At 76.0% G+C, this 25,969-nt stretch carries 29 protein-coding genes and 3 tRNA genes; 17 read left to right on the forward strand and 15 right to left on the reverse strand.

From position 1 onward, the window contains the following. The first annotated feature begins 9 nt into the window (after nt 1–9). The gene (locus BUE37_RS14905; RefSeq protein ID WP_073421080.1) at nt 10–909 is read left to right on the forward strand and encodes an ATP-grasp domain-containing protein; all 900 of its coding nucleotides are present in this window, start codon (nt 10–12) and stop codon (nt 907–909) included. On the opposite strand, the gene BUE37_RS23925 is transcribed toward BUE37_RS14905, so the two are convergent. Continuing rightward, nucleotides 899–1,057 carry an MFS transporter small subunit gene (locus BUE37_RS23925; RefSeq protein ID WP_175562888.1) on the reverse strand — a complete coding sequence of 53 codons (159 nt, stop codon included), beginning with the start codon at nt 1,055–1,057 and terminating at the stop codon, nt 899–901. The two genes, BUE37_RS14905 and BUE37_RS23925, sit on opposite strands and share 11 nt — an antisense overlap. Beyond that, nucleotides 1,054–2,469 (reverse strand): L-lactate MFS transporter, encoded by a 1,416-nt coding sequence (locus tag BUE37_RS14910; protein ID WP_073421082.1) that lies wholly within the window; start codon nt 2,467–2,469, stop codon nt 1,054–1,056. Before BUE37_RS14910 ends, BUE37_RS23925 begins: the two co-directional genes overlap by 4 nt. A gap of 167 nt (nt 2,470–2,636) precedes the next feature. On the opposite strand from BUE37_RS14910, the gene BUE37_RS14915 reads away from it, so the two are divergent. Both BUE37_RS14915 and BUE37_RS14920 read left to right on the forward strand, forming a co-directional pair. Then, nucleotides 2,637–3,722 carry an S-(hydroxymethyl)mycothiol dehydrogenase gene (locus tag BUE37_RS14915; protein ID WP_073421084.1) on the forward strand — a complete coding sequence of 362 codons (1,086 nt, stop codon included), beginning with the start codon at nt 2,637–2,639 and terminating at the stop codon, nt 3,720–3,722. After that, complete coding sequence (locus tag BUE37_RS14920; protein ID WP_073421086.1) at nt 3,722–4,330, forward strand: MBL fold metallo-hydrolase; 609 nt, start codon at nt 3,722–3,724, stop codon at nt 4,328–4,330. The genes BUE37_RS14915 and BUE37_RS14920 overlap by 1 nt, the downstream gene beginning before the upstream one ends. Nucleotides 4,331–4,368: 38 nt before the next feature. On the opposite strand, the gene BUE37_RS14925 is transcribed toward BUE37_RS14920, so the two are convergent. Further along, nucleotides 4,369–4,716 (reverse strand): hypothetical protein, encoded by a 348-nt coding sequence (locus tag BUE37_RS14925; RefSeq protein ID WP_073421088.1) that lies wholly within the window; start codon nt 4,714–4,716, stop codon nt 4,369–4,371. Between the two features lie 123 nt (nt 4,717–4,839). Here BUE37_RS14925 and purF point away from each other — a divergent pair, with 123 nt between their 5' ends. After that, on the forward strand, nt 4,840–6,408 hold the full coding sequence (gene purF, locus BUE37_RS14930) for an amidophosphoribosyltransferase (RefSeq protein WP_073421090.1): 1,569 nt from the start codon (nt 4,840–4,842) through the stop codon (nt 6,406–6,408). Further along, complete coding sequence (purM, locus tag BUE37_RS14935) at nt 6,405–7,463, forward strand: phosphoribosylformylglycinamidine cyclo-ligase (RefSeq protein ID WP_073421092.1); 1,059 nt, start codon at nt 6,405–6,407, stop codon at nt 7,461–7,463. Before purF ends, purM begins: the two co-directional genes overlap by 4 nt. An 84-nt stretch (nt 7,464–7,547) precedes the next feature. On the opposite strand, the gene BUE37_RS14940 is transcribed toward purM, so the two are convergent. Together BUE37_RS14940 and BUE37_RS14945 are read right to left on the reverse strand one after the other, a co-directional pair. After that, nucleotides 7,548–7,769, reverse strand: coding sequence for a DUF3073 domain-containing protein (locus BUE37_RS14940; protein ID WP_073421094.1), 222 nt, complete (start codon nt 7,767–7,769; stop codon nt 7,548–7,550). Nucleotides 7,770–7,951: 182 nt separating this feature from the next. After that, nucleotides 7,952–9,016: a Glu/Leu/Phe/Val family dehydrogenase gene (locus tag BUE37_RS14945; protein ID WP_073421096.1), complete on the reverse strand. Its 1,065-nt coding sequence runs from the start codon at nt 9,014–9,016 to the stop codon at nt 7,952–7,954. Between the two features lie 213 nt (nt 9,017–9,229). Here BUE37_RS14945 and BUE37_RS24845 point away from each other — a divergent pair, with 213 nt between their 5' ends. Continuing rightward, nucleotides 9,230–10,552, forward strand: coding sequence for a M23 family metallopeptidase (locus BUE37_RS24845; protein ID WP_073421098.1), 1,323 nt, complete (start codon nt 9,230–9,232; stop codon nt 10,550–10,552). 83 nt (nt 10,553–10,635) lie between these two features. Here BUE37_RS24845 and BUE37_RS14955 read toward each other — a convergent pair whose 3' ends face one another. Then, complete coding sequence (locus BUE37_RS14955; protein WP_073421100.1) at nt 10,636–11,163, reverse strand: hypothetical protein; 528 nt, start codon at nt 11,161–11,163, stop codon at nt 10,636–10,638. 59 nt (nt 11,164–11,222) lie between these two features. Between BUE37_RS14955 and BUE37_RS14960 the strand changes: the two genes are divergently transcribed. The 6 genes from BUE37_RS14960 (at nt 11,223) to BUE37_RS14980 (ending at nt 17,492) form a co-directional block, all read left to right on the forward strand. Next, nucleotides 11,223–12,089 (forward strand): MBL fold metallo-hydrolase, encoded by an 867-nt coding sequence (locus tag BUE37_RS14960; RefSeq protein WP_073421102.1) that lies wholly within the window; start codon nt 11,223–11,225, stop codon nt 12,087–12,089. Continuing rightward, entirely contained in the window at nt 12,086–13,384 is a 1,299-nt protein-coding gene (locus tag BUE37_RS14965) for a class I adenylate-forming enzyme family protein (protein WP_073421104.1), read from the forward strand. Before BUE37_RS14960 ends, BUE37_RS14965 begins: the two co-directional genes overlap by 4 nt. Continuing rightward, on the forward strand, nt 13,381–14,904 hold the full coding sequence (gene mftG / locus BUE37_RS14970; protein ID WP_073421106.1) for a mycofactocin dehydrogenase MftG: 1,524 nt from the start codon (nt 13,381–13,383) through the stop codon (nt 14,902–14,904). The genes BUE37_RS14965 and mftG overlap by 4 nt, the downstream gene beginning before the upstream one ends. Nucleotides 14,905–14,990: 86 nt before the next feature. Then, nucleotides 14,991–15,461, forward strand: a complete 471-nt coding sequence (locus tag BUE37_RS24850; RefSeq protein WP_217651279.1) for a phosphotriesterase family protein — start codon at nt 14,991–14,993, stop codon at nt 15,459–15,461. Continuing rightward, nucleotides 15,353–15,976 carry a phosphotriesterase family protein gene (locus BUE37_RS24230; protein WP_217651280.1) on the forward strand — a complete coding sequence of 208 codons (624 nt, stop codon included), beginning with the start codon at nt 15,353–15,355 and terminating at the stop codon, nt 15,974–15,976. The genes BUE37_RS24850 and BUE37_RS24230 overlap by 109 nt, the downstream gene beginning before the upstream one ends. Before the next feature lies 1 nt (nt 15,977). Then, nucleotides 15,978–17,492, forward strand: a complete 1,515-nt coding sequence (locus BUE37_RS14980; RefSeq protein WP_073421108.1) for a class I adenylate-forming enzyme family protein — start codon at nt 15,978–15,980, stop codon at nt 17,490–17,492. A gap of 58 nt (nt 17,493–17,550) precedes the next feature. On the opposite strand, the gene BUE37_RS14985 is transcribed toward BUE37_RS14980, so the two are convergent. Further along, nucleotides 17,551–17,754 (reverse strand): hypothetical protein, encoded by a 204-nt coding sequence (locus BUE37_RS14985; protein WP_073421110.1) that lies wholly within the window; start codon nt 17,752–17,754, stop codon nt 17,551–17,553. Between the two features lie 140 nt (nt 17,755–17,894). On the opposite strand from BUE37_RS14985, the gene BUE37_RS14990 reads away from it, so the two are divergent. Together BUE37_RS14990 and BUE37_RS14995 are read left to right on the forward strand one after the other, a co-directional pair. After that, complete coding sequence (locus BUE37_RS14990; protein ID WP_083628713.1) at nt 17,895–18,581, forward strand: phosphodiesterase; 687 nt, start codon at nt 17,895–17,897, stop codon at nt 18,579–18,581. Between the two features lie 127 nt (nt 18,582–18,708). Then, a complete protein-coding gene (locus tag BUE37_RS14995; protein WP_139253000.1) occupies nt 18,709–19,725 on the forward strand; it encodes a glycosyltransferase in 1,017 nt (338 codons plus the stop codon). Between the two features lie 2 nt (nt 19,726–19,727). Here BUE37_RS14995 and BUE37_RS15000 read toward each other — a convergent pair whose 3' ends face one another. The 4 genes from BUE37_RS15000 to BUE37_RS15015 all read right to left on the reverse strand — a co-directional run bounded on the left by BUE37_RS15000 (nt 19,728) and on the right by BUE37_RS15015 (nt 20,497). Then, nucleotides 19,728–20,195, reverse strand: coding sequence for a GNAT family N-acetyltransferase (locus BUE37_RS15000; RefSeq protein WP_073421112.1), 468 nt, complete (start codon nt 20,193–20,195; stop codon nt 19,728–19,730). A 24-nt stretch (nt 20,196–20,219) separates the two neighbouring features. Then, nucleotides 20,220–20,293, reverse strand: a tRNA-Phe gene (locus BUE37_RS15005). 26 nt (nt 20,294–20,319) lie between these two features. Then, nucleotides 20,320–20,393, reverse strand: a tRNA-Asp gene (locus BUE37_RS15010). Nucleotides 20,394–20,424: 31 nt separating this feature from the next. After that, nucleotides 20,425–20,497: transfer RNA gene (locus BUE37_RS15015), tRNA-Glu, on the reverse strand. Nucleotides 20,498–20,619: 122 nt separating this feature from the next. On the opposite strand from BUE37_RS15015, the gene BUE37_RS23930 reads away from it, so the two are divergent. Then, on the forward strand, nt 20,620–21,300 hold the full coding sequence (locus tag BUE37_RS23930; protein ID WP_083628715.1) for an AMIN-like domain-containing (lipo)protein: 681 nt from the start codon (nt 20,620–20,622) through the stop codon (nt 21,298–21,300). Between the two features lie 2 nt (nt 21,301–21,302). Here BUE37_RS23930 and BUE37_RS15025 read toward each other — a convergent pair whose 3' ends face one another. The 4 genes from BUE37_RS15025 to BUE37_RS15040 form a co-directional block, all read right to left on the reverse strand. Further along, on the reverse strand, nt 21,303–21,632 hold the full coding sequence (locus tag BUE37_RS15025) for a hypothetical protein (RefSeq protein ID WP_073421113.1): 330 nt from the start codon (nt 21,630–21,632) through the stop codon (nt 21,303–21,305). A gap of 24 nt (nt 21,633–21,656) precedes the next feature. After that, entirely contained in the window at nt 21,657–23,207 is a 1,551-nt protein-coding gene (locus BUE37_RS15030; RefSeq protein WP_083628716.1) for a metallophosphoesterase, read from the reverse strand. A gap of 69 nt (nt 23,208–23,276) precedes the next feature. Beyond that, nucleotides 23,277–23,879, reverse strand: coding sequence for an NAD(P)H:quinone oxidoreductase (wrbA, locus tag BUE37_RS15035; RefSeq protein WP_073421115.1), 603 nt, complete (start codon nt 23,877–23,879; stop codon nt 23,277–23,279). Between the two features lie 112 nt (nt 23,880–23,991). Beyond that, on the reverse strand, nt 23,992–24,462 hold the full coding sequence (locus BUE37_RS15040; protein WP_245794623.1) for a GtrA family protein: 471 nt from the start codon (nt 24,460–24,462) through the stop codon (nt 23,992–23,994). 173 nt (nt 24,463–24,635) lie between these two features. Here BUE37_RS15040 and BUE37_RS15045 point away from each other — a divergent pair, with 173 nt between their 5' ends. Together BUE37_RS15045 and BUE37_RS15050 are read left to right on the forward strand one after the other, a co-directional pair. Then, on the forward strand, nt 24,636–25,079 hold the full coding sequence (locus BUE37_RS15045; protein ID WP_073421117.1) for a VanZ family protein: 444 nt from the start codon (nt 24,636–24,638) through the stop codon (nt 25,077–25,079). Beyond that, nucleotides 25,076–25,957: a Rieske (2Fe-2S) protein gene (locus tag BUE37_RS15050; protein ID WP_073421119.1), complete on the forward strand. Its 882-nt coding sequence runs from the start codon at nt 25,076–25,078 to the stop codon at nt 25,955–25,957. The genes BUE37_RS15045 and BUE37_RS15050 overlap by 4 nt, the downstream gene beginning before the upstream one ends. The last annotated feature ends 12 nt before the right edge of the window (nt 25,958–25,969 follow it).

Consider the following 25,969-nt stretch of genomic DNA (forward strand, 5'->3'; position numbering starts at 1 on the left):
GAGGACGGCATGACGCGGATGCGGGTGGCGGTGGCGACGTGCCGGACGGCGCCGCAGCTCGACGAGGACGGGCCGCTGCTCCTGGCCGCCCTGGACGCGGCCGGGGCTGACGCCGTCCCCGCCGTCTGGGACGACCCCGGCGTCGACTGGGCGGCGTTCGACGGGGTGCTGGTGCGCAGCACCTGGGACTACCCGCTCCGCCGGGACGCCTTCGTGTCCTGGGCCCGCGCCTGCCCGCCGACGGTCAACCCGGCCGGGGTGCTGGCCTGGAACACCGACAAGCGCTACCTGGGGGACCTGGCGGGCGCCGGGGTGCCGACCGTCCCCACGGTCTTCCTGGAACCGGGGGAGACGTCGGCGGGCCCCGCGGGCGCCGGGGACGTCGTCGTGAAGCCCGCCGTCAGTGGCAGCGCCGCCGACACCGGGCGCTTCGGCAGCCTGGCCGACCCGGAGGCGACGGCCCTCGTCGCGGCGCTGCACGCGCAGGGCCGGACGGTGATGGTGCAGCCCTACCTGCCCGGCATCGACACCGCCGGTGAGACCAGCATGGTGTTCCTGGCCGGCGAGTTCTCCCACGCCGTCCGCCGGGAGCCGCTGCTCGCCGGCGCGGGGGTGCGCCGCCCGGTCGTGGTCGCCGACGTGCTCGGCACGGTGCGGCCGGTCGACCCGGACGCCGCCCAGCTGGCGGTCGCCCGGGCCGCCCTCGGTGCGGTGCCCGGCGGCCGCGGCGCGCTGTCCTACGCGCGCGTCGACGTCATCCCGGGGGACGCCGGCCCCGTCCTGCTCGAGCTCGAGGTCACCGACTGTTTCCTGTTCCTCGCGTCGGCGGCCCCACACGCCCGCGCGCAGCTGGCCGAGCACGTGCTCGGCCGGCTGCGCGCGGGGAGGGAGGAGCGGCTCAGCCGGTGAAGAGGGTGAGCGCCGTCTTGACCGTCTGGTACAGGCCGTAGGCCAGCGGCACGCCGACCAGCGTCCACGCGAAGGCGATCAGCCCGGTCGGGGTGTGCACCGGCCGCTGCCCGTCGGCCGACTGCTCCTTCGAGATCGACGTGCTCATCGGACGGCGCTCCGTTCCGGGGTCGGGGTGGCGGCGCCGGAGGCGTCGCGGTGCGGCTCGTGCCACTTGCTGTCGACCGGCCGCACCAGCAGGTTCGCCACGAACCCGACGGCGAGCAGGCCGACCATGATGAACAGCGCCGGCCGGTAGTTGGCCGCGACCAGGCTGCCCGGCTCGCCCTGGGTGTCGAGGACGCTGTTGACGATCAGCGGCCCGGCCACACCGGCCGCCGCCCACGCGGTGAGCAGCCGGCCGTGGATGGCGCCCACCTGGTAGGTGCCGAACAGGTCGCGCAGGTAGGCCGGGATGGTGGCGAACCCGCCGCCGTAGAACGAGATGATCACCGCGGCGAGCAGCACGAACAGCCAGGTGGCGCTGCTGCCGATGGTCGCCAGGGCGATGTACAGCACCAGGCCGACGCCCAGGTAGACCATGTAGATCGGCTTGCGGCCGATGTAGTCCGACGTCGAGGACCAGACGAACCGGCCGGCCATGTTGAACAGCGACAGGACGCCGACGAAGCCCGCGGCCGCGGTGGCGGCGACCGTGGAGGTGTCCCCGTCGCGGAAGAAGTCCTGGATCATCGGGCTGGCCTGCTCGAGGATCCCGATGCCCGCGGTGACGTTGCAGAACAGCACGGTCCACAGCAGCCAGAACTGCGGGGTCTTGACGGCGTTGCGCGCCGAGACGCTCTCGGTGGTGACGAGCGCCTTCTGCTTGACCGTCGAGGGGTCGAAGCCGTCGGGCTTCCAGCCCTCGGCCGGAACCCGCACGATGAAGGCGCCGAACATCATGAAGACCAGGTAGAGCGCGGCGAAGGTGAAGAAGAGCGCCGCGACGGCCTCGCCGTTGGGCACCGTGCCGGCCGTGCCGTCGTAGCTGGGGTCGTACCAGCTCATGAGCTGGCGGGACAGCGGCGACGCGATGAGCGCGCCACCGCCGAAGCCCATGATCGCCATGCCGGTGGCCAGGCCCGGCCGGTCGGGGAACCACTTGATCAGCGTGGACACCGGCGAGATGTAGCCGATGCCCAGGCCGATGCCGCCCAGCACGCCGTAACCGAGGTACAGCAGCCACAGCTGGCCGGTCTCGATGCCCAGGCCGCCGACCAGGAAGCCGGACACCCAGAAGCACGCCGAGGTGAACATCGCGGCGCGGGGGCCGTTCCTGTCCACCCACGTGCCGAACAGCGCGGCCGACAGGCCGAGCATCACGATGGCGATCGAGAAGACGATGCCGATCGCCGTCTGCGAGACCGCGAAGTGGTCGACCAGGGCGTTCTTGTAGACGCTGGTGGCGTACGCCTGGCCGATGCACAGGTGCACCGCCAGCGCCGCGGGCGGGATGAGCCACCGGTTGAATCCGGGGCGGGCGACGATGCGCTCGCGCCGCAGGAAGCCGGGTAGCGCCACGGGGGACCTCCGCTCGGCGGGGCCGGGCGGCCCTGTTGGCAGGAAAACAGTGACGAACGCTACGTCCCCCTCCGGGAACCCGCGCGTCGAGCGTGACCGGACCGTTGCGCGGCATCCCGTCCCGCGCGACCGGACGACGGCCGGGGCGCCGCCTCTAGGCTCGGCGCATGGCCTACGAGGTGAGGGGCGTCGTCGCCCGCAGCAAGGGAGCACCGGTCAGCGTCGAGACGGTCCTGGTGCCCGACCCGGGCCCGGGCGAGGCCGTCGTCGACGTGCAGGCCTGCGGGGTCTGCCACACCGACCTGCACTACCGCGAGGGCGGCATCAACGACGAGTTCCCGTTCCTGCTCGGCCACGAGGCCGCCGGGACCGTGGCGGCCGTCGGTGAGGGCGTCACCAACGTGGCCGTCGGCGACTTCGTCGTCCTCAACTGGCGCGCCGTGTGCGGGCAGTGCCGCGCCTGCCTCAAGGGCCAGCCGCACTACTGCTTCGACACCCACAACGCCGCGCAGAAGATGACGCTGGCCGACGGCACCGAGCTGTCCCCGGCGCTGGGCATCGGCGCGTTCGTGGAGAAGACGCTCGTCCACTCCGGCCAGTGCACGAAGGTCGACCCGGAGACCCCGGCCACCGCCGCGGGCCTGCTCGGTTGCGGCGTGATGGCCGGCGTGGGCGCGGCCATCAACACCGGTGGGGTGCAGCGCGGGGAGTCCGTCGCGGTCTTCGGCTGCGGCGGCGTCGGCGACGCCGCGATCGCCGGGGCGAAGCTGGCCGGGGCGACGACGATCGTCGCCGTCGACGTCGACGACCGGAAGCTCGAGTGGGCGCGGCAGTTCGGCGCCACGCACACCGTCAACTCCCGGTCCACCGACGCCGTCGAGGCGATCAAGGGGTTCACGAACGGGTTCGGCGTCGACGTCGCCATCGACGCCGTCGGCCGCCCCGAGGTCTTCGAGCAGGCCTTCTACGCCCGCGACCTCGCCGGCCGCGTCGTCCTGGTGGGGGTCCCCACCCCGGACATGCAGCTGACCCTGCCGATGATCGAGCTGTTCGGCCGCGGCGGGGCGCTCAAGTCGAGCTGGTACGGCGACTGCCTGCCCAGCCGCGACTTCCCGATGCTCGCCGACCTGTACCGGCAGGGCCGCTTCCCGCTGGCCGACTTCGTCACCGAGACCGTCGGCCTCGACGACGTCGAGGCGGCCTTCGAGAAGATGCACCGCGGCGAGGTCCTGCGCTCGGTCGTCGTCCTCTGATGGGCGCCCGCATCGAGAAGGCCGTCGTCTCCGGCGTCTTCAGCCTCGACGGCCAGGACTTCGACGTCGACAACAACGTCTGGCTCGTCGGCGACGACGACGAGGTGCTGGTGATCGACGCCCCGCACCGCGCCGAGCCGATCGTCGAGGCCGTCGGCGGGCGGAAGGTGACCGCGATCGTGCTCACCCACGGGCACAACGACCACATCACCGCCGCCGTCGACCTGCGCGAGGCCACCGGCGCGCCGATCTGGTTCCACCCCGCCGACACGATGCTGTGGGACGTGGTCCACCCCGGGGCGCGCCCGGACGAGGCGCTGGGGGAGGGCGCCCGCTTCCGGGTGGCCGGCACGACGCTGAGCGCGCTGCACACCCCGGGTCACTCGCCGGGCAGCACCTGCCTGCACGCCCCGGACCTGGCCGCCGTCTTCAGCGGCGACACGCTGTTCTCCGGCGGGCCCGGCGCCACGGGCCGCAGCTTCAGCGACCACCCGACGATCGTGCGGTCCATCCGCGCCAAGCTGCTCACCCTGCACGGCGACACGGTCGTGCACACCGGGCACGGCGAGGACACCCGGATCTCCGCGGAGATCAGCACGGTCTCCTGACCGGCACGGTCTCCGGGGTCGGCCGGACCGGCCGGGGTTCAGCCCCGGCCGGTCCCGCCGTCGCCCTCCGGGGACGGCGGTCGCACGGTGGGCTCCTCCGCCGGCCTGGGTGCCTGCTCCGGGGGAGCCGTGCGCTCGAGGCGCTGCCGGATGGCGGCGACGTTGAGCGCGAGGTCCTCCAGCGCCTCGACGGCGCGGGTGGCGAGCGCGAAGGTCAGGTTCTCGCGGCGCTCCTCGGGGCTGGGCTCCCGGCGGCGCTCGCGGGTCGCGCGACCCCACGGGTCGTCGTCGCGCGGGTCGTCCGCGCGCGGCTGGTCGAACAGCCCGCGGAGCATCCGCTGGGCCATCTCCAGGAACTCCTGCGGGTCGGGCCGGTCACTGGCCATGACGCCTCCTCGGGTCGTGCCCCCGACAACGCCCCGCACCCCCGCCGCAGTTCCGTCCGCGCCGGACCGCCGGGTGGCGCGCGCCACCCGGCGGGAGGGGCCGCTGCCGGTAGGCTGGGCTGTGTGCCTCGCGGTGACGGACGGCTGACGCACGCCCTCGACCCCCATGCCCCCGGCCCCCAGGACGCCTGCGGCGTCTTCGGTGTCTGGGCGCCGGGGGAGGAGGTCGCCAAGCTGACCTACTTCGGCCTGTACGCCCTCCAGCACCGCGGTCAGGAGGCAGCGGGCATCGCCGTCTCCGACGGCGCCTCGGTCGTCGTCTACAAGGACCTCGGGCTGGTCAGCCAGGTCTTCGACGAGTCGACCCTGGGCAGCCTGCGCGGCCACCTCGCCGTCGGCCACACCCGGTACTCGACCACCGGCGCGTCCACCTGGGAGAACGCCCAGCCGACGTTCCGGACCACCGACGCCGGCACGGGCCTCGCCCTGTGCCACAACGGCAACCTGGTGAACACCGAGGAGCTGGCCGGCCGGGCCGCCGACGCCGGCGTCCCCGGCGCCTTCGCCGCCAGCACCGACTCCGACCTCGTCACCTCCCTGATCGCCGCCCGCCCCGACATGAGCGTCGAGGCCGCGGCCATGGAGGTGCTCCCGCAGCTGCGCGGCGCCTTCAGCCTCACCTTCATGGACGAGGACACGCTCTACGCCGCCCGCGACCCGCAGGGCGTGCGCCCGCTGGTCCTCGGCCGCCTCGAGCGCGGCTGGGTCGTGGCCAGCGAGACCGCCGCCCTCGACATCGTCGGCGCCTCGGTGGTCCGCGAGGTGGAGCCCGGCGAGCTGATCGCCATCGACGGCAACGGCCTGCGCAGCCAGCACTTCGCCCCGGCCGAGCCCAAGGGGTGCGTCTTCGAGTACGTCTACCTCGCCCGTCCCGACACCACGATCAGCGGCCGCGGCGTGCACGCCGCCCGCGTCGAGATCGGCCGGCGGCTGGCGAAGGAGCACCCGGCCGACGCCGACCTGGTCATCCCGGTGCCGGAGTCCGGCACGCCGGCCGCCGTCGGGTACGCCGAGGCCAGCGGCATCCCCTACGGCCTGGGCCTGGTCAAGAACTCCTACGTCGGCCGCACCTTCATCCAGCCGTCGCAGACCATCCGGCAGCTCGGCATCCGGCTCAAGCTCAACCCGCTGCGCGACGTCATCCGCGGCAAGCGGCTGGTCGTCGTCGACGACTCCATCGTGCGCGGCAACACCCAGCGCGCGCTGATCCGCATGCTGCGCGAGGCCGGCGCCATCGAGGTGCACGTGCGCATCTCCAGCCCGCCGGTGAAGTGGCCGTGCTTCTACGGCATCGACTTCGCCAGCCGCGCCGAGCTGGTCGCCAACGGGCTCGACGTCGACGGCGTCCGCGCCTCGATCAACGCCGACTCGCTGGGCTACGTCTCCGAGCAGGGCCTGATCGCGGCCACCGAGCAGCCGGCCAACCGGCTGTGCACCGCTTGCTTCACCGGCACCTACCCGATCCCGCTGGGGGAGCCGGGGGTGCTCGGCAAGCACGTGCTCGAGGGGATCGGCCGCACGCCGATGCCGCGCGTCGACGAGCCCGGGCGCTCCGTCAGCGGATGGACCGGCCAGCAGGCCGGCAGCCCGGCGGTGTCCGGCGGCGCCGACGACGCCCTCCGCCGCCCGTGAGCGCAGGCCCCGGGGGCTTCACCTACGCCGCCTCCGGCGTCGACATCGACGCCGGCGAGCGCGCCGTCACCCTGATGCGCACGGCGGTCGAGCGGACCCGCCGCCCCGAGGTGGTCGGCGGCCTCGGCGGGTTCGCCGGGCTCTTCGCCCTCGACACCACCCGCTACCGCCGGCCGCTGCTGGCCTCCTCCACCGACGGCGTCGGCACGAAGATCGCCCTGGCCCGGCAGCTGGACCGGCACGACACCGTGGGCATCGACCTGGTCGCGATGGTCGTCGACGACCTGGTGGCCTGCGGCGCCGAGCCGCTGTTCCTCCAGGACTACGTGGCCTGCGGGAAGGTCGTCCCCGAGCGCATCGCCGCGATCGTCACCGGCATCGCCGCCGGCTGCGAGCTCGCCGGCGCGTCGCTGGTGGGCGGGGAGACCGCCGAGCACGGCGACCTCATGGACGCCGACGAGTACGACCTCGCCGCCACCGCGGTGGGCGTCGTCGAGGCCGACGGCGTGCTCGGGCCCGAGCGGGTGCGCGACGGCGACGTCGTCGTCGCGATGGCCTCCAGCGGGTTCCACTCCAACGGCTACTCGCTGGTCCGCCGGGTGGTGTCGGCCGCCGGGCTCGACCTCGCCGCCACCCCCGCTGGCCTCGACCGCCCGCTGGGCGACGTGCTGCTGGAGCCCACGCGGATCTACGCGCTCGACTGCCTGGCGCTCGTGGACGAGCTCGGCGCCGACGGCGTGCACGCGTTCGCGCACATCACCGGCGGCGGGCTGGCCGGCAACACCGCGCGGGTGGTCCCCGACGGGCTGGAGGCCGTGCTCGACCGCGGCACCTGGGCGCTGCCGGCGGCCATGTCGCTGCTCGAGGAGCACGGCGTGCCCCGCGCGGAGTCCGAGCGGGCCTTCAACTGCGGCGTCGGCATGGTCGCCGCCGTCGCCGCCGAGGCCGCCGACCGCGCGGTCTCCCTGCTCACCGCGCGCGGCGTCCCCGCATGGGTGGCCGGCACCGTCGGCGCCGGGGGGACCGGCGCGCGGCTGGTGGGCTCCTACCGCTGACCCGGTCCCCGGGCGCAGCGCGCACCGCCGTCCCTCGCGGGACGGCGGTGCAGCGTGCTCAGCGAACCGGCGGGACGCCGACCGTCAGCGACTGGCCGCCCAGTCGTCGTCGGCGTCGTCGTCCGCCCATCGGTCGACGAACTCGTCGTCGTCGTCATCGTCGTCGTCCTTCGCCGCCGGAGCGGTGTAGGTCGACGGAGAACCGGCCAGCTCGCGCTGGAGCGCGGAGAGGTCGGTGTTGGGTGAGCTGTACTTGAGCTCACGGGCCACGCGCGTCTGCTTGGCCTTCGCTCGGCCGCGCCCCATCGGCTCGACCCCCTCATAACGGAGAACGGGAGCCCAGCTCACGGGCTGGACGGCCCGCGTGGCGACCCCGACTGAGTGAACTGTGTCCCGAGCAAGACTACGACACGGACGGGACTCGGGCACGGGTCCTCCCTCCTCCGTCCCCCGACCGGGGCCGTGGTAGTGGACACGTCCGCCCGGGGTCAGCGCGGCAGGCGGATGGTGGCCAGCCGGCCGACCGCGGCGATCCGCTCCTCGGCGAGCCGGTCGGCCGCCACGGCGGGGGAGACGCCCTCGGCCTCGGCGGCCGCGAACACCCGCAGGGCGACGTCGAAGATCCCCGCCGCCTTGGCCTCGGCGCGGGCGAAGGAGAAGCCGTGCCGCTCGTCCTCGACCTGGATGACGCCGCCGGCGTTGACCAGGTAGTCGGGGGCGTACAGGGCGCCCCGCTCGACCAGCTGCGCGGCGATGCCGTCGTGGGCGAGCTGGTTGTTCGCCCCGCCGCAGACGATCTCGGCGCCGAGCACGGCCACCGTCTCGTCGTCGAGCGCGCCGCCGAGGGCGCACGGCGCGTAGACGTCGGCCGGGGTGCGCACCAGGGCGGCGGTGTCGGCGGCCACCTGGACGCCGGGGTGGCGGGCGCGGACGCGCGCGACGGCGTCGGGGTCGACGTCGGTGACGACGACGTCGGCGCCGTCGGCCACGAGCCGGTCCACCAGCCAGCTGCCGACCTTGCCGACGCCGGCCACGGCGACGGTGCGCCCGGCGAGCGTGGGCGTGCCCCAGCGGTGCTGGGCGGCCGCGCGCATGCCCTGGAAGACGCCGAACGCGGTGAGCACCGAGGAGTCGCCGCAGCCGCCGTACACCTCGGAACGTCCGTGGGCGAAGCGCGTCTCGCGGGCCACCGTGTCGAGGTCGGCGTTCGTGGTGCCCACGTCGCAGGCGGTCAGGTAGCGCCCGCCCAGCGACTCGACGAAGCGGCCGTAGGCGCGCAGCAGCGCCTCGGTCTTGTCGGTGCGCGGATCGCCGATGATGACGGCCTTGCCGCCGCCGAGGTCGAGCCCGGCCAGGCTGTTCTTGTAGGCCATCGCGCTCGCGAGCCGCAGTGCGTCGGCCACCGCCTCGTCCTCGGAGGCGTACGGGTGGAACCGCGTGCCGCCGAGCGCGGGGCCCAGCGCGGTCGAGGCGATGGCGATCACCGCCCGCAGGCCGGAGCCCGGGTCGGAGCAGAAGACCACCTGTTCAGCGCCGGAGGCGAGGACGTCCACGGCGGCGAGCCTAGACGCGCGGGACGCGGCGGAACGGGGCCGTCCGGCACCGGGGGAGCGGCGGTGCGGGTGTCGACAAGCGGCGGCAGGAGGGGTGGTGACCGCACCCCCTCGTCACGATGTGGCAGCCGTGCCGCGTGTTGCTCGTGTGACGCACGGTGACGGCGCGACGCTTCTGCCGTTCCTCCGTCCCTCTTCCCCAGGGAGTGCTCGATGCTGCAGTGCCGTTCCGGCCGGCGGCCCCCCGGTCGCGCTGCCCGCGCGCGGCGGCGGGGCCTGCGGGTCGCGCTGGCCGGCCTGCTGACCGGCGCCGTCCTCGTCGGCGGTGCGGGTCCGGCGCTGGCCGTGCCCGCGCCCCCGCCCAACCCCACCGACGGGCAGCTCGCCGACGCCCGGGCCACCCAGGAGGCCGCGGCCGCGGAGGTCGGCCGGCTGCAGGCCGAGGTCGCCCTCGCCCAGACCGAACTCGACCGCCTCGCGGTGCAGGCGGAGGCCGCCGGCGTCGCCTACGAGGCGGCCGAGGAGGCGCTCGCGCTGGCCCAGGCCGCCGCCGACCAGGCCGCCGCGGACCTGCGGGCCGCCGCCGAGGCCGTGGAGGCCGCGATCGGGCGCATCGGCGGCTTCGCGCGCGACAGCTACGTCAACGGCGCCACCCTGACCACCGCCGCCGCGCTGCTGGACTCCGCGGGCCCGGGCGAGCTCGTGCAGCGCGCCGCGATGCTGGAGTACGTCGCCGACACGCAGGTCGACGTCCTCGAGGAGCTCGAGGTCGCCCGCGTCCGGCAGGCCAACGCCGAGTCCTCGGCCCGGGTGACCCGCGACCAGATGGCCGAGGCGGAGGAGCAGGCGGCGTCGGCCAAGGCCGCCGCGGACGCGCAGGTGGCCGCCCAGCGGGGCGCCGTCGCCACGGCCCAGGCCGACAAGGCGGCGCTCGACCAGCAGCTGCAGGCGGCGCAGATCCAGCTGCTGCAGCTGCAGGGCGCCCGCGACGCCTACGCCGAGTGGCAGCGGCAGAAGGCCGCCGAGGAGGCCGCCGCCGCCGCGGCCGCCGCCCGGGCCGCGCAGGAGGCCGCCGCCGCGGCCGCCGCCGCCCGGAGCGCCTCCTCCGGGACGGCCGGCGCCGTCAGCGGGTCCGGCTACGTCAAGCCGACCTCCGGGCGGACGTCGAGCTGCTTCGGCTGGCGCTGGGGCACCCTGCACGGCGGCGTCGACATCGCCGCGCCCATCGGCACGCCGATCTACGCCGCCACCTCGGGCACCGTCACCCGCACCGGCCCGGCCACCGGCTTCGGCCTGGCCATCTACATCACCGGCGACGACGGCGCGGTCACCGTCTACGGCCACGTCAACGCCGAGTTCGTCCGGCCCGGCGAGCGGGTGCGCGCCGGCGAGCTGATCGCCGAGGTGGGCAACCGCGGCCAGTCCACCGGCCCGCACCTGCACTTCGAGGTGCACCCCTCGGGCCGGCTGCACGCCGGCCAGGTGGACCCGGTCCCGTGGCTGCGCGCCCGCGGCGTGAGCATCAGCGGCTGCTGACCCACCGCACATCCGACGACGGCCCGCCCCCTGCAGGACGGGACGGGCCGTCGTCGCGTTCGGGGGAGAGGGGTGGTCCTCCGTCAGGTGGTGGGAGCCGCCTCGCCGCAGTTGGCGGTGCCGAACTCCTGCACCGCGGTGCCGTCGGGGCCGCTGGCGACGCCGAGGAAGTCCTGGGCGGCGGTCTGCAGCTGGCTCTGGCCCTCGGGGGTGGCGAGGTCGACGCCGTTGGCGGTGTCGGCGAACCGCTGCACGCCGTCACCCAGGACCTGCCAGGAGGAGGCGATCTCCGCGGGCGGCTGGACGCTGTCGAACGCCGCGGCGGCCTGCTGCAGCAGGCCCGGCAGCTGCTCGGGGGAGGCGGCGGAGAGCTGGTTGCCCAGCTCGGTGAACTGGGCGACCTGGGTGCAGAAGGCGGCGACGGCGGGGTCGTCGCTGGTGGAGCTCGGGGCCGCGCTGCTGGTCTGCGAGGCCGACGACGACGAGCTGGTGCTGCTGCTCGACGACGACGCGGAGTCGGAGGAGCCCTCGTCCGACCCACCGCAGGCGGTCAGGACGGCCGCGGCGGCGACCGCCAGGGCGGAGCGGGACAGGAGGGTCAGGGAACGCATGTGCGGAGGCTAGCCGCCGGGCGGCGCCCGCCGCGGGCGCTGCGGCTAGCGTGCCGGGCGTGCGCGCCCCGGCAGACCCCCGTGTCACATGGGACCTCCCCGCCCCCGGCGCCATGCCGCGGACGGCCGACCTCGAGCCGCTGGTCACCCGCGTGCTGGCGCCCAACGCGTCGGGCATGACCCTCGACGGCACGAACACCTACGTCGTGGGCGCGCCGGGCAGCGGGCAGGCGGTGCTGGTCGACCCGGGCCCGGACGACCCGGCGCACCTGGCCGCCGTCGAGGAGGCGCTGGCCGCCCGCGACGCCCGCTGCGTCGCCGTCCTGGTCACCCACCACCACGGCGACCACGCCGAGGCCGCGCTGCCGTGGGGTGACCGGTTCGGCGCGCAGGTGGCCGCCGCCGACGCCGCGGTGGCCGGCTCGCGCGGCCGGGTCCTCGAGCCGGGGGAGCGCCTGGCGCTGGCCGGCACCGCGATCGGCGTCGTCGGCACCCCGGGGCACACCGCCGACCACCTGGCGTTCCGGCTGGAGTCCGGCGCGGTGCTGGTCGGCGACCACGTGCTCGGCCGCGGCACGTCGGTGGTCACCCACCCCGAGGGCGACGTCGTCGCCTACCTGGAGTCGCTGCGCCGGGTGCACGACCTCGGTCCCAGCGCGCTGTACTGCGGCCACGGCCCGGAGCTCACCGAGGACCCGGGCGCGGTCCTGGACTTCTACCTGGCCCACCGCGCCTTCCGGGAGTCGCAGCTGCTCGCCGCGCTGGTCCGCGGCGCCGGGACGGTCGACGCGCTGGTGGCCGACGTCTACGCCGAGGTGCCGCGGGCGCTGTGGCCGGCGGCCGCGCAGTCGACCCGGGCGACGCTGGCCAAGCTCGCCGCCGAGGGGCACGTGGTCGTCGACGGCGACCGGGTGCGCCTGCCGTGACCGCCGTCGTGCGGGCCGCCGACGTCGAGCGCGACCAGCGCCGGGCCGCGGCGGCGCTGCGCTCGGCCGGCCTGCGCCCCGGCGACCGGCTGCTGGTGTCCGCGGCGGCCTCCCCGGCGCTGCTCGCCGTCGTCCTCGGGGCCCTGCGCAGCGGGGTCGTGCCCGTGGTGCTCGACCCGGCGCTGCCCGCCGCCGAGCGCGCGGCGCTGGCCGCCGACGCCGACTGCGCGCTCGACGTGGCCGGCGCGCCGGAGCGGTTGCTCGGCGACGACGAGGCCGACCTCGCCGACGTGCCCCTCGCCCGGCCCATGCACTACACGTCGGGCACCACCGGCCGGCGCAAGGGCGTGTGGTCCGGCGTCCTCGCCGAGGACGACGCCCGTGCCCTGGCCGCCGAGGAGATCGACCTCTGGGGCTTCACCGCCGGCGACCGCCACCTGGTGCTCTCCCCGCTGCACCACTCCGCGCCGCTGCGCTTCGCGGTGCACACCCTGCTGGCCGGCGGCGAGGTGCTGCTGCCCGGCCCGTTCGACGCCGCCCGGGCCGCCGCGGCGATCACCGCGCTCGCCCCGACGACGACCTTCTGCGTCCCCACGCACCTGCGCCGGCTCGTGGCGCGCGACGACGTCGACTGGTCGTCGTTCCGCCGGCTCGTGCACGCCGGCGCCCCCTGCCCGGAGCCGCTGAAGCGGGCGGTCCTCGACGCGCTGCCGGCGGGCAGCGTCTGGGAGTTCTACGGCTCCACCGAGGCGCAGTTCACCGTGTGCGCGCCCGGGGACTGGCTGGCGCACCCCGGCAGCGTCGGGCGGGCCCGGCCGGGCCGGCGCCTGGAGACCGACGAGCGCGGCCAGCTGTGGTGCGCGGTGCCGCGGTGGGCCCGCTTCGAGTACTGGCGGGCGCCGGACAAGACCGCCGCCGCCTGGCGCGGCGACCGGGTGACCGTCGGCGACCTCGGCCGGGTCGACGCCGACGGCACCGTCTGGCTCGACGGCCGCCGCGAGGACCTGGTCATCTCCGGCGGCGTCAACGTCTACCCGGCGGAGGTCGAGGCTGTCCTCGACGCCCACCCGGACGTCGTCGAGAGCGCCGTGGTCGGCGTCCCCGACGAGGACTGGGGCCAGCGGGTGGTGGCCGCCTACGTGGGCACCGCCGACCCCGCCGAGCTCGGCGCGTGGGCCCGCGAGCGGCTGGCGCCGGCCAAGCGGCCCAAGAGCCTGCACCCGGTGGGCGAGCTGCCGCGCACGTCCACCGGGAAGGTGCGCCGGCTGGACCTGCCGGAGGCCCTCGGCCTGTGAGCTGGGACGTCGTGGTGGTGGGCGCGGGCTCCTCCGGCTGCGCCCTGGCCGCCCGCCTGGCCGACGCCGGCCGCCGGGTGCTGCTGCTGGAGGCCGGCGCCGACCACCCGCGCCCGGCCGACTTCCCGCCCGAGCTGCGCGACGCCGCCACCCTGGGCGCCACGGTGCCGGGGCACCCGGCCAACTGGTCGTTCACCACCGAGCTCGTGCCGGGCAGCCGGGCGCCGCTGCCGCGCGGGCGCGGGGTGGGCGGGTCCAGCGCCGTCAACGGCGGCTACTTCGTCCGCGCCACCCCCGCCGACCACGCCGGCTGGGCCGCCGCGGGCAACGACCAGTGGAGCCTGGCGGCCTGCCTGCCGGCCTGGTGCCGCCTGGAGGACGACCGGCAGTACGGCGACCGGCCCGGGCACGGCTCCGGCGGGCCGCTGCCGGTCACCCGGCCGGCCGCCGGCGGCCCGCTCGCCGACGCCCTCGCCGCCGCGGCGGCCGAGCTCGGCGTGCCGTCGGAGCCGGACAAGAACGCCGGTGGCCCGCCCGGGTACGGCCCGGTGCCCTTCACCGTCGACGGCGGCGTGCGGGTGAACACGGCCATGGCCTACCTCTCGCCGCGCCGCGGGTCGCCGCTGCTGACCGTGCGCGGCGGCGTGCGGGTGCGGCGGGTGCTGCTCGAGCGGGGCCGCGCGGTCGGCGTCGACACCGACGCCGGGCCGGTCCGCGCCGCGGAGGTGGTGCTGGCGGCCGGCGCCGTCGGCACGCCGCACCTGCTCCTGCTGTCGGGCATCGGCCCGGCGGCGGACCTGCGGGCCGCCGGGGTCGGCGTCGCCGTCGACGCGCCCGGCGTGGGGGCCGGCCTGTCCGACCACCCGCTCGTCTACCTGCCCTGGGTGCCGGTGGCCGGCCTGCCCGAGGAGGACTGGCCGCTGCCCCTGCACTCGGTGCTGCACGCGACGTCGTCGGACTCCCCGGTGCCCGGCGACCTGGAGGTGCTGCCCTGGCTGCGGCCGTGGGGCCGGGTCGTGCCCGGGGGCGGCGGGGACGACGTCACGCTGTCGCTGGCCGCCGGCCTCTACCGCGGTGAGAGCCGCGGCCGGCTCGCGCTCGCCTCGGCCGACCCGGCGGCCGCGCCGCGGATCGAGCACCGCTACCTCGCCACGGCCGCCGACCGGCGGCGGCTGCGCGAGGCGGTGCGGCTGGCCGGCGCCCTGCTGCGCACCCGGGCCCTCGCCCCGCTGGTCACGGCCCGCCCCGGCCCGGACGACGCCGTCCTGGCCGACGACGACGCCCTCGACGGCTGGGTCCGCGCCGCGCTGGCGACCGCGGTGCACCTGACCGGCGGCGCGCGGATGGGCCCGGACGGCGACCCCGGCGCCGTCGTCGACCAGCACCTGCGGGTGCGCGGCGTCGAGGGGCTGCGGGTCGCGGACACCTCGGTGCTCCCGGAGGTGCCCACCCGCGGGCCGGCCGCCAGCGCCGTCATGGTCGGCGAGCGGGCCGCCGAGCTCCTGACGGGGCAGGCCTGACCCCGGTGCGACCGGGGTCACACCGCCGCTAACGTCCCGGTGCCCGCCCGGCGCCGGTGCCGGGCGCCATCGCGCGAGGAGCACCCGTGCCCCAGGTCCAGACCGTCAAGGGCCCCGTCGACACCGCCGAGCTCGGCCCGACGCTCATGCACGAGCACGTGTTCGTGCTGAACGCCGACGTGCAGCAGAACTACCCCGAGGAGTGGGGCAGCGAGGACGACCGCGTCGCCGACGCGGTGCAGAAGCTGGGGAAGCTGGCCGGGACCGGCGTGCGCACCATCGTCGACCCGACCGTGATCGGCCTCGGCCGCTACATCCCGCGCATCCAGCGGATCGCCGAGCAGGTGGACCTCAACATCGTCGTCGCCACCGGCTGCTACACCTACGACGACGTCCCGTTCTTCTTCACTACCGCGGCCCGGCGCTCAATGCGGCGGTCGGTGCCGAGGTGCCCGACCCGATGGTCGACATGTTCGTCGGGGACATCCGCGACGGGATCGCGGGCACGGGGGTGCGGGCGGCCTTCCTCAAGTGCGCCATCGACCACCAGGGCCTGACCCCGGGGGTGGAGCGGGTCATGCGCGCCGTGGCCGGGGCGCACCGCGCCACCGGCGCCCCGATCACCGTGCACACGCACCCGGGGAGCCGGCAGGGCCTGGCGGTCCAGCGGGTGTTCGACGACGAGGGCGTGGACCCGCGCAGGGTGGTGCTCGGCCACAGCGGCGACACCACCGACGCCGACCACCTGACCGAGCTGGCCGAGGCCGGCTTCGTCCTCGGCATGGACCGCTTCGGGATCAACCTGGACACGACGTTCGAGGCGCGCGCCGACATCGTGGTGGAGATGTGCCGCCGCGGCTTCGCCGGCCAGATGGTGCTCTCGCAGGACGCCTCCTGCTACATCGACTGGCTGGCCCCCGGCGTCATGGACCTGCTGCCGCAGTGGCACTACACGCACATCCACGAGGACGTGCTCCCCTACCTGCGCGAGCACGGGGTGACCGAGGAGCAGATCACCACGATGCTGGTCGACGTCCCGCGCCGGTACTTCGAGAACGTGGGGGCGTACTGAGATGACGCTGCACCCCTTCGACGAGTCGGGGGTCGAGCGCGACGCCGCCGGCACCAAGCACTACACCGACCTGCCCGACTCCGTGGTGGCGATGCTGCGGGCCTCGGTCGACCGGGACCCCGGCGGCGAGGCCGTCGTCGAGGTGGACGGACCGCGGCTCACCTTCCGGGAGCTGTGGGACGGCGCCGCGCGGGTGGCCGGCGGCCTGCGCGCGGCCGGCGTCGGCCGGGGCGACCGCGTGGCCATCCGGCTGGGCAACGGCGCGGACTGGGTGCTCGGCTTCGTCGGCACGCTCCTCGCCGGCGGCGTGGCGGTGCCGGTGAACACCCGCTTCACCGACGCCGAGGCGCAGTACGTCGTCGACGACAGCGGCGCGCGGGTGGTGCTCGAGCCGGGCACCCCGCTGCCCGACGGCGAGCCGTACGCCGAGGAGGGGTCGGCGCTCTCCGACCTCGCGGCGATCTTCTACACCTCGGGGACCACCGGCTTCCCCAAGGGCGCGATGACCAGTCACGAGAACTTCCTGACCAACACGGAGAACGCCCGCCGGGTGGTGGGCCTCGGCCGCGACGACCCGTCGCTGCGCAACCTCGTCAGCGTGCCGCTGTTCCACGTCACCGGCTGCAACAGCCAGCTGCTGCCGGCGCTGCAGAGCGGCGCGGCCGCGGTGGTGATGCCGGCCTTCGAGGTGAGCCGGTTCCTGCGGGTCATCCCGGAGGAGCGGATCGCCGTCGTCACCTCGGTGCCCGCGGTGTTCTGGCTGGCGGTCAACCAGCCGGCCTTCGCGGACACCGACGTCAGCGGGGTGCGGTTCGCCACCTACGGCGGGGCGCCGATCGCCCCGGAGCTGGTCGCCCGCATCAAGGAGGCGTTCCCCTCGGCGCAGGTGGGCAACGGGTTCGGGCTGTCGGAGACCTCGTCGATCTCGACGTTCCTGCCGCACGAGCACGCCGGCACCCACGCGGACTCGGTGGGCTTCCCCGCGCCGGTGGTCGACCTGCGGCTGGAGGGTGTCGACCCCGCCACCGGTGTCGGCGAGCTGCTCATCCGCGGAGCCAACGTGGTGCAGGGCTACTGGAACAAGCCCGAGGCCACCGCCGAGGCGTTCACCGACGGCTGGCTGCACTCCGGCGACCTCGCCCGCATCGACGACGACGGCTTCACCTACGTCGTCGACCGCGCCAAGGACATGATCAACCGCGGCGGCGAGAACGTGTACTGCGTGGAGGTGGAGAACGCGCTGGCGGCCGCGCCGGGCGTGTTCGAGGTCGCCGTCGTCGGGGTGCCCGACCCGGTGATGGGGGAGAAGGTCGGCGCGGTGGTGGTCCCGGTCCCGGGCACCGCGTTCGACGTCGACGCCTTCATGGGCCACGCCCGCGCGCACCTGGCCGACTTCAAGGTGCCGCAGTTCGTGTCCGTGCGCTCGGCGGTGCTGCCGCGCAACGCCGGCGGCAAGGTGCTCAAGCCGGTGCTGCGCGCCGAGTCGGAGTGGGAGCCGGTCGGCCGGCGGGGGTGACGGGTCGTCCCGGCGGCGCGCTGGCCGCAGCCGCCGGGACGCCGGGTCGGGGGGCCGGTCAGCGGACCGGCGGGATTTCCGAGGTTGTCGTGCTGGTCAGCGGCGACCACGCGTCGGGGTGCGGGCGCCCCGCGTCGGCGACCCAGCCGGCGGGCCGGCGGTCGGTGCGGGGGGCGGGGCGGGCGCTCAGGCCGACGATCAGGGCGAGCAGGGCGACCAGCCCGAGGAGGACCCCGCCGATGACCAGGAGCGTCGAGAGCACCTCCCGACGGTAGGCAGCGGACCGGTCCGCACCACAGGGCAAGGAACGACGGACATCCCGCCCGACACCGGCAGGTCCTGCCCACCGGGACGCGGCGGTCGGTGTCGTTCCGTCGCGGCGGGCCCGGGTAGGGAGCCGCCGTGGCAGACGCACTGGCCCTCGCCGGACGGCTCGTGGCGGTGCCGCTGGCTGCGCTCGCGCGCCGGCGGCACGGCAAGCCGATGCACCCGCGTGGCGCCGTGCTCGACGCCGTCCTGGAGCGGGCCGGCGGCCCGGACTGGGGCGTGCCCTGGCTCGCCGGCCCGGCCCGCGAGCCCGCCGTCGTCCGGTTCTCCCGCGGCGCCGGGCTGCCCGCCCCGCTGCCGGACCTGCTGGGCCTCGCCGTCCGGCTGCCCGACGGCGACCGGCCGGTGGACCTGCTGCTGTCGACCACCGGCCGCGGCCGGCGGACCCGCTACCTGCCGGTGCTGCGCGCCGACGCCGCGGCCGCCTACACCTCGCTCATGGGCTACCGCTGCGCCGCCGGCACCGTGCGGCTGGCCGCCGTCCCGGACGGCCCGGCCGCGCTGCCGTCCGACCCGGGCCCGGTGGCCGCCGCGGCGCCGGGGACGGCGTTCCGGCTGCTGGCCGCGCGGGGCGGCGGCGACTGGGTGCCCTTCGGCCGGCTGCTGGTCACCGCGCCCGTGGGCGAGGTCGACCCGGACCTGCGCTTCGACGCCGTCCGGAACCCGCCGCCGGGCATGCTGGCCGACGGGCCGATGGCCCGCTTCCGGGCGCCCGCCTACGCCGCCGCCCAGGAGGCGCGCACCGGTCCTCCCGACGAGTGACGCGGCCCACCGGGTGAGGTCGCACACGGTTGTGCGGCACCATCCTGGGTATCGGAACCGACGGAGTTCATCGAGGAGCACCGCCCCTGCTGTCGCAGTGCTCGACCGCAGGAGGAGTGCCGCCCGAGTGATCCCCGCTCTGCCGCCGTCCGCCTCGCGCGCGCGGGTCCGCGTCGCGACGGTGCCGCACCGCGACGCCTACGTCGCCGCGGTGCTGCCGGACACGGCCGTCCCGGTGGGGCCCGACCACGACCCCAGCCCGTGGCTGGACCCGGCCTACCTGACCGCCTGGGCCGACCGCGTCGACGTCGTGCACGTGCACACCGGCTACGGGCACCTGCCCGAGGACGAGGTCGTGAGCTGGACCGAGGCGCTGCGGCGCACCGGGGTGCCGCTGGTCGTCACGGTGCACCAGCTGCGCGACCCGGCGCAGCCCACCCGGCACCGGCACGACGCCCACCTGGCCGCGCTGCTGGCGACGGCGGAGGTCGTGTTCACGCTGACCCCCGGCGCGGCCGACGAGATCGCCGACCGCTTCGGCCGGACGGCGATCGTCGTCGCGCACCCGTCGGTGGCCGCGGCCGACCCCGACACCGGCGCGGAGCGCGGCCTGGTCGGGCTCGCGCTGGGCACCCCGGGCACCGCCGTGCCCGACCCGGCGGCGATGGTCCGCGCGACGCTGTCGGGCGCGGTGTCCGGCGGCGGGCGGCTGCGGGTGTTCCTCGAGCCGGGCCAGGAGCTGCCCGGCGCCGCGGACCTCGCCCGCGCCGAGGGCCTCGAGGTGGTGGTCCGCGACCCGGCGCGCTGGGCCCGGCAGCTGCAGGAGCTGCACGTCGCCGTCCTGCCCGAGCGCTGCGGCACGCACTCGCGGGACCTGGAGGTCTGCCGCGACGTCGGCACCCGCGTCGTCGCCCCGAGCTGCGGCTGGTTCGCCGACCAGTGGTCCGACGTCGTCGTCTACGGCAACGACGAGGAGCACGGCTTCGACCCGGTCTCGCTGAACGCGGCGGTCGGCGCGGCACTGACCCGGCCGATGCCCCGGCCGGCCGACCGCGCGTGGCGCGAGGGGCAGCTGGCGGCGGTGCGCGCCGTGCACGAGCAGGTCTACGAGCAGGTGCTCGCCGACCGCGCCGTCGGCGTCTAGGGCTAACGCGCCGCGCCGGCCACCCACTCCGCGTCGACCACCCACAGGCCCGGCAGCACCTCGCGCTCGCCGGTCTCCCGGAAGCCGGCCTGCGCGTAGAGCCGCCGGGCCGGGGTGTTGTCCCGGCCGGTGGACACGATGACCCGCCGTCCGCCCGCGCCGGCCAGCACGGCCGCCACGAGGGCCCGCCCGGTGCCGCGCCGCGCGTGCGCGGGGTCGACGACGAGCCGGTCGACGTCGACCTCCCCGCCGGTGGCGCGCATGCCCAGGGCGCCGAGGACGGTGCCGCCGTCGCGGGCGACGAGCCAGTCGAGCCCGGCGCCCACCAGGGCGGGCAGGTCCTCGTGCAGGGCGGGGATGCGGTCGTCGCCGATGAGCCGCGCCTCGACGCCGTAGGCGGCGTGCTGCACCTCGAGCAGGCGGGCCGCGAGGCGGGGATCGGCGGCCGGGTCGGATCGCTCGACGACCACCGGCACCGTCCGGGGGAGTGTGTGTGGGCAGGGGCGGGGTCGAACCGCCGACCTCTCGCTTTTCAGGCGAGCGCTCGTACCGACTGAGCTACCTGCCCCTCCCGGTGACGTTCCACCGGGGAAGCGACCCTGACGGGACTCGAACCCGCGACCTCCGCCGTGACAGGGCGGCGCGCTAACCAACTGCGCTACAGGGCCTTGCTGGTGGTGCTGGTACTGCGGTGGTGCGTGCCCCCAACGGGGTTCGAACCCGTGCTACCGCCTTGAAAGGGCGGCGTCCTGGACCGCTAGACGATGGGGGCTCGTTCGCCGGGGGCAGGGAGAACGATACATGGCCCCCGCGGGGGCCCGGACACCACCCCGGTCCGGGGGTGTCGGCGCGCCGGTGCGCGGGGAGCCGGTCCTCCGCTGCGACGCTCCCCGGGTGACCCGTCGTCCCCTCCTGCCCGTGTGCGCCGCCCTGTCGGCGGCCCTCCTCGTCGCCGGCTGCGGAGGCGGCGCGGAACCGGCCGCCACGCCCTCGACGTCGTCCGCGGTGCCCTCCCCCGCGCCCTCGCCCGCGACCTCCCCGGCGGCGGGCGACGGCGAGGTCCCGGCGGCGACCCCCTCGGCGGAGGAGCCGGAGGACGACGGCGACGGGGGCGGTGGGGACGGCGGCGCCGCGTTCCCCGGGGACGCCTCGCCCGACACCGCGGCGGCGTCCGCGGGCGCGCAGGTGACCGTCACCGATGTCCGGACCGGCCGGCACGACGGCTTCGACCGGGTCGTCCTCGAGGCCGACGGCGCCGGGACGCCGGGGTGGGACGTCCGGTGGGTGGACGCCGCGAGCTCGCAGGGCAGCGGCGCGCCGGTCGCGGTGGCCGGCGAGGCGGTGCTGCAGGTCTCCGTGACCGGCGCCGGTTACCCGTACGACACCGGTGTCGAGGAGTACGCGGGCGGCCCGGTGGCCGGGCAGGGGACGGGCAACGTCACCGAGGTGGTGTTCGACGCGACCTACGAGGGGACGACGGTCGCGTTCGTCGGCGCCCGCGCGGAGGCGCCGTTCCGCGTCTACCTGCTGCAGGACCCGGTGCGGGTCGTGGTCGAGGTCGCCGACGCGGCCTGAGCTCAGTTCAGGCTGGCGCGCAGCTCGACGGCGTCGCCGGTCACGCTGGTGCACTCCAGCTGCAGCGGCCCGGCGGCGACGGACTCACCCGCCCCGCAGGAGACGCTCGCGCCGCCGACGGTGATCGAGGCCCGGCCGTCCTGCACGCCGCCGAGGGTCACCGTGGTGCCGAGGACGTCCACCTCGCTGCCCTCGCCGTTCAGGGTGACCGTGCACGAGGTGCCGGAGCAGGAGAAGCCGTTGGAGGTGAACGAGCAGCCGGCCAGCGGGACGAGGGCGATCGCCCCGGCGAGGAGGCCGGCGGACAGGCGTGTGCGCGACGTCGTCGACATGGCGGCGAGCGTAGGGCGGGACGGTCAGCCGGTCGGGGAGGCCGGTGCGCCGTCGGTGCCGTCGCCCGTGTCGCCGTCGGCCCCGCCGTCCGTGTCGCCGTCGGTGTCGCCGTCGGTGTCGCCGTCGGTCCCGCCGTCCGCCGGGGCCGGCTCCTCGGGCTCGGGGACGACGGTGCGCGCGATGGTCGCCTCGGTCTCGCCGAGGCCACCGAGGGTGATGTCGTCGTAGGCGACCAGCGCCCCGCTGTCGGGGTCGAGGTAGAGGACCGTGCAGGTCAGCGGCGTCGGGCTCTCGCCCTGCAGGCCGCGCAGGCCCGCGCCGCCCGTGGAGCCCTGCACCATGAGCAGCGTCCCCTCGTCGAGCGTCTCGACCTCCCGCTCGTGGGTGTGCCCGGCGAGCACCACCGGGACGACGCCGTCCAGCGGCGGCGCCTGCTCCGGGTCGTGCACCATCGCGATGGCCGGCGGCGGGTCCTGCTCCGCGGAGAGCTCGGCGAGGTCCTCACCGGTCTGCTCGAGGGACTCGGTGTCGCCGGTGGCGTCCTTGTCGGGGGTGAAGCGGGGGTCGCGGGCGCCGACGACGGTGAGCCCGGCGACCGTCGTCGCGGAGTCGTCCAGCACGGTGGCGTTCGGCTGCGAGGCGACCAGCGCGGCCGTGATCGCGGAGTCGTGGTTGCCGCGGATGTAGACGTAGGGCACGCCGAGGGAGCCGATCGAGCCGATCACCTGGTTCTCCGGCTCGCTGCCCCAGTCGGTGATGTCGCCGGTGTCGAGGACCGCGTCGACGTCGAACTGCTCGGCCACCTGCGCGACCAGGTCGAACCCCGCCGGGTTGAGGTGGATGTCGGAGACGTGCAGCAGGGCGACGGTGTCGGTGGGCCCGCCGGGCGCGGGCAGTGCGGACAGCGTCGAGTAGAGGGTGCCGACGTTGGTGACCAGGTCCTCGAGGGAGGCCCGGTAGGCGTTGAAGCGGGCGACGATGTCCTCGGCGCTGCCGATCAGGCTGGTCGCGTTGACCAGCAGGCCGGTGTAGGTGGGCTGGGAGAGCGCCTCTGGCCGCCAGGTGGCCGCGCCCAGGCCGGCGGTGCCGGCCAGCAGGACCACCGAGGCGCCGGCCGCGACCAGCGGCTCCCGCCACCGCCGGTAGACGACGAGCGAGCCGAGCGCCGCCCCACCGACGCCGGCCAGCGCGGTGGTCCAGGCCAGCCGGGTGACGGCGTCCTGCAGGTCGGCGCTGACGCGGTCGACCAGGCCGTCGACCCGCGCCGGGTCGCTGACCAGCGCCTGGATGCGGGTCTCGTCGACGCGGCGCAGCTGCACGTCGAGGCCCAGCGGCCCGTCGTAGGCGTCCACCTCGAGGCTGCCCAGCGGCGGCACCTCGACCGTGGCGCCGCCGCCGGTGGGGGTGAGGGCGAGGCTGGCGTCGAAGGGGCCGATCGGCGCGTCGATGCGGCCCAGCAGCAGGATGCCGAGCAGCGCCCCGGCGGTGGCCACGGCGACGCGCAGCAGCCAGCGGCCGGCGGTGCGTCCGCGGCGGCGCCAGGGCCGCGGCGGGGTCGTCGTCGGCTCGTCCATCCGTCGAGGCTAGAGGCGCGGCGTCCCGGCCCGCCCCGCGGCGGGGGGCGGGCCGGGACGGCCGGGCGGTCAGGCGACGAGCTTCGCCGTGATCTCGGCGAGGCGGCGGCCCTGGTAGCGGGCGGCGGTGAGCTCGGCCTCGGACGCGGTGGCCGACTGGCCGCCGGACGCCGTCGAGACGCCGTAGGGGTTGCCGCCGGCCTCGAACAGCAGCGGGTCGGTGTAGCCGGGCGGCACGATGACGGCGCCGAAGTGCGAGAAGATGTTGAAGAACGTCAGGATCGTCGACTCGTTGCCGCCGTGGACGTTCTGCGCGCTGGTGAACGCCGTGGCGCCCTTGTTCGCCAGCTTGCCGGTGAACCACAGGCCACCGAGCTGGTCGATGAACTGCTTCATCTGGGCGGCGGGCGTGCCGAAGCGGGTGGGGCTGCCCAGCGCGTAGCCGTCGGCCCACTCCATGTCGGCCGGCGTGGCCTCCTCCACCTGGTCGGCGGTGGCGTCGACGTGGGCACGCCACAGCGGGTTGGAGCTGATGGCCTCCTCGGGGGCGAGCTCCGGCACGCGGCGCAGGCGGACCTCGGCGCCGGCCTCCTCCGCGCCCTGGGCGAGCGCGGCGGCGAGCTGGTGCACGTTCCCGGTGGACGAGTAGTAGATGACGGCGATCTTCGCCACGGTTCCCTCGGCTCTCGTGTCTCGGACGGTGGTTGCGTGTTCAACCACCGTCTCCGAGTGTGCCCGCAGATCCCGGCGCGTCAAACGTCGGGTCGGGGACGAACCGGTGCCGTCAGGCGGGACGGGGGCGGAACACCCAGCGCAGCGCGAGAAAGCGCAGGGTGCCGATGGTGGCCGTGACCAGGGCGATGACCAGGAACTCGGTGACGACCGACGGGTCGGTGGTGACCGAGTTGAACCAGCTCAGCGCGAGGCTGGTGGCGATCATCCCGGCGACGGCGAGCGCGCCGCCCTCCCACTGCGCGGTCAGGAACCCCACGCGCTCACCGGCGTGGAAGCTGATCCGCCGGTGCATCTCGTTGGCCATGATCGATGAGATGGCCGAGCCGATGACGTTGGCGGGCACGTCGCCCAGGCCGTTGAGCAGCACGTAGAGCAGCGCGTAGACGGCGCTGGAGAGCCCGCCGACGAGGACGAACCGGGAGAACTGGCCGAACCACCGGTCGGAGCGCACGCCGGCCGCGACGTCACCGACGAGGTCGGCGACCGCCACGGGGCGGTGCAGCAGCGACGGGCAGGTCACGACGTCTCCTCGGTCCGGGATCTCTCGGGGTGGCAGGGGTAGTGCACAGGTTCCCCCTGACAGTTCCCTGGGAGCCAGCGGATTAGGCCCTGGCATTCCCCCGTGACGGTGTGGATCGCGTCACCCCGGGCGCGTCCAGGCTCCTCCCAGGGAGGCCGGTCACCGTGGGTGGCATGGACGCCCGACCCGCCCTGACCACCGGCACCGTCGTCGCGCTGGCCGCGGTGGCCGCCCTGACGCTGCTGCCCGCGGGCAGCGGGGGCTGGGAGTGGGGCGCGCCCACCGCCGAACTGCGCTGGTACGTGACCGGCCTGGACTCCCGCGCCACCGTGGTGCAGCTGCTCGGCAACCTGCTGCTGCTCGCGCCGCTCGCGGTGGTGGCCGTCCTGCGGTGGCCGGTCCTGCGCTCGCCCGCGGTGCTCGTCGCCGCCGCACTCGCCACGGGCGCGGCGATCGAGACGCTGCAGTGGGCGCTGCCGCTCGGCCGGGTCGTGTCGCCGGTCGACGCGCTGCTCAACGCCACGGGCGCCGTCGTCGCGGGCCTGCTGGTCGCCGGCCTGACGGCCGCCGCCGACCGGCTTGCCGACCGGCCGACGGGGGTAGGGAGCCGCCCATGAGCCTGATGGGTTTCCTCGACCGCCTCGCGGACGTGAGCACCTTCGACAAGGTCATCGAGCCGGCCCGCTCGGCGGTCCAGGCCGTGCTCAAGCCCGGAGCGCTCAAGGACGCCCTGCACGGCACGTGGCTCGGCCACCCGCTGCACCCGGTGCTGGTGCAGGTGCCGGTGGGCAGTTGGGCGTCGGCCGGCCTGCTCGACGCCATCCCGCCGCTGCGGCCGGCCGCGACCGTGCTCATCGGCACCGGCGTCGTCGTGTCGGTGCCCGCCGCGATGAGCGGTGCGGCCGACTGGTCGGAGCAGGAGGTCGGCGTCCGCCGGCTCGGCGCGCTGCACGCGGTGGCCAACACCGTCGCGCTCGGCTTCTACGTGGGCTCGCTGGTGGCCCGGGCGAAGGGGCGCGGCACGCTCGGCCGGGTGCTGTCCTACACCGGGCTGGGCCTGGCCACCGGCTCGGCGGCGGTGGGCGGGCACATGTCCTACGCGCAGTCCTCCGGCGCCTCCCACGCCGCGACGGCGGCCCGCGCGCTCACCTCCGACTGGATCGACCTCGGCCCGCTCGACGACCTGCCCGAGGGCCGCCCGGCGCTGCGCACCGCGCCCGGCAGCGGCGTCACCGCGCCGCTGGCCGCCGTCCGCCGGGGCGGGCGGGTCGACGTCTTCGTCGGCGCCTGCTCGCACCTGGCCGGGCCGCTGTACGAGGGCAGCGTCGAGGAGGTCCGCGGGCACGCGTGCCTGGTCTGCCCGTGGCACGACTCGGCGTTCGACCTGGACAACGGCGAGCCGCGGCGCGGGCCGGCGGCCAACCCGCAGGAGAAGCTCGACGTGCGGATGGAGGCCGGGCACGTCATGGCCCGGCTGCCCGCGCGGCACCAGTAGGGGTCCCGCGCG

Origin of the sequence: Geodermatophilus nigrescens (assembly GCF_900129495.1) — a bacterium.
GTDB classification, from domain to species: domain Bacteria; phylum Actinomycetota; class Actinomycetes; order Mycobacteriales; family Geodermatophilaceae; genus Geodermatophilus; species Geodermatophilus nigrescens.

Bases quoted from the DNA above. Each gene is read 5' to 3' on its own strand.
- BUE37_RS14955 (WP_073421100.1), bottom strand. From the start codon at position 11,163: ATGCGTTCCCTGACCCTCCTGTCCCGCTCCGCCCTGGCGGTCGCCGCC.
- BUE37_RS15045 (WP_073421117.1), top strand. From the start codon at position 24,636: ATGGACGCCCGACCCGCCCTGACCACCGGCACCGTCGTCGCGCTGGCC.
- BUE37_RS15030 (WP_083628716.1), bottom strand. From the start codon at position 23,207: ATGGACGAGCCGACGACGACCCCGCCGCGGCCCTGGCGCCGCCGCGGA.
- BUE37_RS14980 (WP_073421108.1), top strand. From the start codon at position 15,978: ATGACGCTGCACCCCTTCGACGAGTCGGGGGTCGAGCGCGACGCCGCC.
- BUE37_RS14940 (WP_073421094.1), bottom strand. From the start codon at position 7,769: ATGGGGCGCGGCCGAGCGAAGGCCAAGCAGACGCGCGTGGCCCGTGAG.
- BUE37_RS15025 (WP_073421113.1), bottom strand. From the start codon at position 21,632: ATGTCGACGACGTCGCGCACACGCCTGTCCGCCGGCCTCCTCGCCGGG.
- BUE37_RS24845 (WP_073421098.1), top strand. From the start codon at position 9,230: ATGCTGCAGTGCCGTTCCGGCCGGCGGCCCCCCGGTCGCGCTGCCCGC.
- BUE37_RS14905 (WP_073421080.1), top strand. From the start codon at position 10: ATGACGCGGATGCGGGTGGCGGTGGCGACGTGCCGGACGGCGCCGCAG.
- BUE37_RS23925 (WP_175562888.1), bottom strand. From the start codon at position 1,057: ATGAGCACGTCGATCTCGAAGGAGCAGTCGGCCGACGGGCAGCGGCCG.
- BUE37_RS15050 (WP_073421119.1), top strand. From the start codon at position 25,076: ATGAGCCTGATGGGTTTCCTCGACCGCCTCGCGGACGTGAGCACCTTC.
- BUE37_RS14920 (WP_073421086.1), top strand. From the start codon at position 3,722: ATGGGCGCCCGCATCGAGAAGGCCGTCGTCTCCGGCGTCTTCAGCCTC.
- BUE37_RS14915 (WP_073421084.1), top strand. From the start codon at position 2,637: ATGGCCTACGAGGTGAGGGGCGTCGTCGCCCGCAGCAAGGGAGCACCG.
- BUE37_RS14925 (WP_073421088.1), bottom strand. From the start codon at position 4,716: ATGGCCAGTGACCGGCCCGACCCGCAGGAGTTCCTGGAGATGGCCCAG.